3 protein-coding genes and 1 pseudogene are annotated in these 3,622 nt (G+C 71.9%); 2 read left to right on the top strand and 2 right to left on the bottom strand.

What is annotated here, in order from left to right; genetic code table 11:
* Positions 1-117 precede the first annotated feature (117 nt).
* On the bottom strand, positions 118-1,701 hold the full coding sequence (locus AB0K09_RS31330) for a SulP family inorganic anion transporter (RefSeq protein WP_366068783.1): 1,584 nt from the start codon (positions 1,699-1,701) through the stop codon (positions 118-120).
* 249 nt (positions 1,702-1,950) lie between these two features.
* Here AB0K09_RS31330 and proC point away from each other — a divergent pair, with 249 nt between their 5' ends.
* Positions 1,951-2,760 carry a pyrroline-5-carboxylate reductase gene (gene proC, locus AB0K09_RS31325; RefSeq protein WP_366068782.1) on the top strand — a complete coding sequence of 270 codons (810 nt, stop codon included), beginning with the start codon at positions 1,951-1,953 and terminating at the stop codon, positions 2,758-2,760.
* Positions 2,761-2,807: 47 nt separating this feature from the next.
* Here the strand turns inward: proC and AB0K09_RS31320 are convergent, their stop codons facing one another.
* Positions 2,808-3,398: a cysteine hydrolase family protein gene (locus AB0K09_RS31320; protein WP_366068781.1), complete on the bottom strand. Its 591-nt coding sequence runs from the start codon at positions 3,396-3,398 to the stop codon at positions 2,808-2,810.
* A gap of 77 nt (positions 3,399-3,475) precedes the next feature.
* Between AB0K09_RS31320 and AB0K09_RS31315 the strand changes: the two are divergent.
* A pseudogene (locus AB0K09_RS31315) lies at positions 3,476-3,622 on the top strand (AraC family transcriptional regulator); the annotation flags it as partial.

Raw genomic sequence — 3,622 nt, 5'->3', positions numbered from 1 at the left:
GGGACCGTGTGGGAGAGTAGGACGCCGCCGAACTATTGTTGAGAGAAAGCCCTGGCAGGGTTCCCCTGCCAGGGCTTTCTCGCGTTTACCCCCAATTCTTGAACGTCGCGGTGGAGGCTAGACCGCCACCACGCGGCCCGTGGCCTCGCCGTCCTCGTCGTCCTGCCGGACGGCGGCGTTGCGTTCGGCCCAGGCGAGCAGGGCGGATCGGCAGGCGCGGTCCATGTGCCGCAGGTCGCTGAGGTCGAGTTCGACGGCGGGCGCGCGGCCGGGGCCGTGGCCGCGGCGGGGCAGGGCGTCGAGTTCGTCCAGCAGCTTGGGCAGGCGCAGGAAGTTGGCGTTGCCGAGCACCCGGACCCGGACGACTCCGTCGGCCCTGCGCACCGTCTCGATGTGGACGTGCGAGCTCTCCCAGGCGGCCTTGACGACGGCCATGAGGAGGCCGATGAGGACGCCCTCGAAGAGGTTGGTGATGACGATTGCCGCCGTGGTCACCAGGAGGACGGCGACCTCGCCGCGCTGCTCGCGCCACAGCGGACCGAGCTCCCTGCCGGGCAGCAGCTTCCAGCCGGCGTGGACGAGCACCCCGGCCAGCGCGGCGACGGGGATCAGTTCCAGGGCCCAGGGCAGCAGCGTCGCGAAGACCAGCAGCCACACTCCGTGCAGAACGCGCGAGGCCTTGGTGCGCGCGCCGGCGTTGACGTTGGCCGAGCTGCGCACGATGACGGCCGTCATCGGCAGCGCGCCCAGGGCGCCGCAGACGGTGTTGCCCGCGCCCTGGGCGATGAGCTCCCGGTTGAAGTCGGTGCGGGGGCCGTCGTGCAGCCGGTCGACCGCCGCCGCGCTGAACAGTGACTCGGCCGAGGCGATCAGGGCGAAGGCCAGGACGGTGCCCAGTACGCCGAACTCGGTCAGTCGCGCGAAGTCGCCGCTGCCCGGTGGCTGCACGGCGTCCAGCAGTCCGCGCACGCGCACCCGGTCGACGGGCAGCCGCAGCACGGTCACGACGGTCGTCGCCAGGGCGACCGCGACCAGCGGCGCCGGCACCACCCGGGCGGCCCGCCGCCAGCGCGGCCACACCACCAGCATCGCTGCCGTACCCGCGCCCACCGCGACGGCGACCAGCGCGTCGGGCGAGCTGACGGTTTCGGTGAGCAGTGTCGCGAGGCCGCCCAGTTTCTCCAGCCCGCCGGCGGGAGCGTCCGCGTCGGCGAGGGCGTACAGCTGTCCGGCGATCAGGACGACGCCGATGCCGGCGAGCATGCCCTGGACGACCGCCACGGAGATCGCGCGGAACCAGCGGCCCAGCCGCAGCAGCCCCATCGCGATCTGGAGCAGCCCGGCGGTGAGCACCAGGACGCCGAGCGCGCGCAGCCCGTACTCCCGCACGGCCTCGTAGACCAGCACGGTCAGCCCGGCCGCGGGGCCGCTGACCTGCAAACTGCTGCCCGGCAGCAGGCCGGTGAGCAGTCCGCCGACGATGCCGGTGACGAGCCCCAGCTCGACGGGGACGCCCGAGGCGACGGCGATCCCGACGGAGAGCGGCACGGCTATGAGGAAGACGACGAGCGAGGCGGTGAAGTCCGCCCGCAGGTTGGCCCGTATACCGGCGCGCAGGCCGGACGGGGAGAGGGACGCCGGGAGGGACGGGGAGAGCCGGGTGGTCATTTTTCGGACACGGCGGAAGAACGTCTGCGGCATGGAGGCCTCCAGCGCGCGACGGCGCGCACAGCGATGCGATGAGGATCGTTGTCGGCAGCGGTGGGAGGTCGCGGAGGTCGAGTACGGCTTGCTGTAAACACTCGACCACACAGTGGCCAAGTCTTGCTGATGTTTGGGGAGTTGATCTGTAACTGCGGTGTAAACGCGGTGTCCGAAATCGGGACACTCCGCTCGTGGCGGGGCGGAGGTGCGAGGATGTACGCCCCCGGAGCGAAGAGGTGAGCCACCGTGCCGCAGAAAGTCGCCGTTCTCGGAACGGGCAAGATTGGTGAGGCGCTGCTCAGCGGCATGATCCGGGCCGGCTGGTCGGCGGACGACCTGATGTGCACGGCCCGTCGTCCCGAGCGCGCCGAGGCACTGCGCACCCGCTACGGCGTCGAGGTGGTCGGCAACACGGAGGCCGCCAAGGCGGCCGACACGCTGATCCTCGCCGTCAAGCCGCAGGACATGGCGACGCTCCTCGACGAGCTCGCCCCGCACCTGCCCGCCGACCGGCTGGTCATCAGCGCGGCGGCCGGCGTGCCCACGGCCTTCTTCGAGGAGCGGCTTCCCGCCGGCACGCCCGTCGTCCGCGTCATGCCGAACACCCCCGTCCTCGTCGACGAGGGCATGTCGGTGATCTCCGGCGGCTCCCACGCCACGGAGGGCCACCTGCTGCGCGCGGAGGCCATCTTCAAGCCGGTCGGCAAGACCCTCCGTGTCCCCGAGTCCCAGCAGGACGCGGCCACCGCGCTGTCCGGCTCCGGCCCCGCGTACTTCTACTACCTCGTCGAGGCCATGACCGACGCGGGCATCCTGCTCGGCCTCCCGCGCGACAAGGCCCACGACCTGATCGTCCAGGCCGCGATCGGTGCGGCCGTCATGCTGCGCGACAGCGGCGAGCACCCCGTGAAGCTCCGCGAGGCGGTCACCTCGCCGGCCGGCACGACGATCAGCGCGATCCGGGAACTGGAGAAGCACGGCGTCCGCCATGCGCTCATCGCGGCGCTGGAGGCGGCCCGGGACCGCAGCCGCGAACTGGCCACAGGCAACGGCTGACGACCGGTCTTCCGGGCGGCCGGTCCGTGGCCGCCCTGCCCCCCCGCTCAGTCCAGCAGGTCCGCCGTCGCGACGACCTTCGCGAAGCCGCCCGCGTGCAGATTCACCGCGGTGGCGCGCGCCAGCTCGTCCGCCGACAGCACCCGCCCGTCCGGGCCCGCCGCGTCGAACGTGTGCGTGGCGTCGATCGGCACGATCACCTCGTACCCGAGGTTGCCGCCCATCCGCGCCGTCGTGTCCACGCACCAGTTCGTCATGATGCCCGCCACCACGATCTGCCGGATCCCGGCCGCGTCCAGCCAGCTCCGCAGGTCGGGCGTGCCGATGAAGGCCGAGTTCACCGTCTTGGTGAGCAGCAGCTCCGGGCCGCCGCCCTTGCCGCGTCGCTGCTCGACGAAGTCCTGGAGGTCGTTGCCCTCCTGGCCGGGGCGCAGCGGCGAGTCCGGCTTGGGCGAGTCGTGCCGCACGAAGACGACCGGACGGCCGGCGGTCTGCCAGGCGTCGATCAGCGCCGCGATGTTCTCCTCGGCGGCGGCGTTGTTGCGCGGCGGGAAGACGGGGTCGGTCCAGCCCTTCTGCACGTCGATGACGATGAGGGCCGTGTTCTGGGTGAGCTGCGTGGTGTTGTCCATGCCCATGATCCTGCTGCCGGCGCACGGACCGTGACAGTGGCAGGAGGGACTGCGTTCGATGGATTAGTGCCACACTGACGCGCATGGAACCAGCCGCCCGTCCGGGCACGCCGCAGGCACGGCCGCAGCGCATCGCTCTCGTGGCCTTCCCCGGCATCCGCACCTTCGACATCGCCGTCATCACCGAGGTCTGGGGCGTCGACCGCACCGCACGCGGCGCCCCGCCCTTC

The organism is Streptomyces sp. NPDC049577, assembly GCF_040675635.1.
GTDB lineage: Bacteria > Actinomycetota > Actinomycetes > Streptomycetales > Streptomycetaceae > Streptomyces.
The sequence above is the reverse complement of the archived record's forward strand: the minus strand, read 5'-3'. Positions and strand labels throughout refer to the sequence as shown.

Excerpts from the sequence above, each read along its gene's own strand:
- AB0K09_RS31330 (WP_366068783.1), bottom strand. The coding sequence starts at position 1,701 with ATGCCGCAGACGTTCTTCCGCCGTGTCCGAAAAATGACCACCCGGCTC.
- AB0K09_RS31320 (WP_366068781.1), bottom strand. The coding sequence starts at position 3,398 with ATGGGCATGGACAACACCACGCAGCTCACCCAGAACACGGCCCTCATC.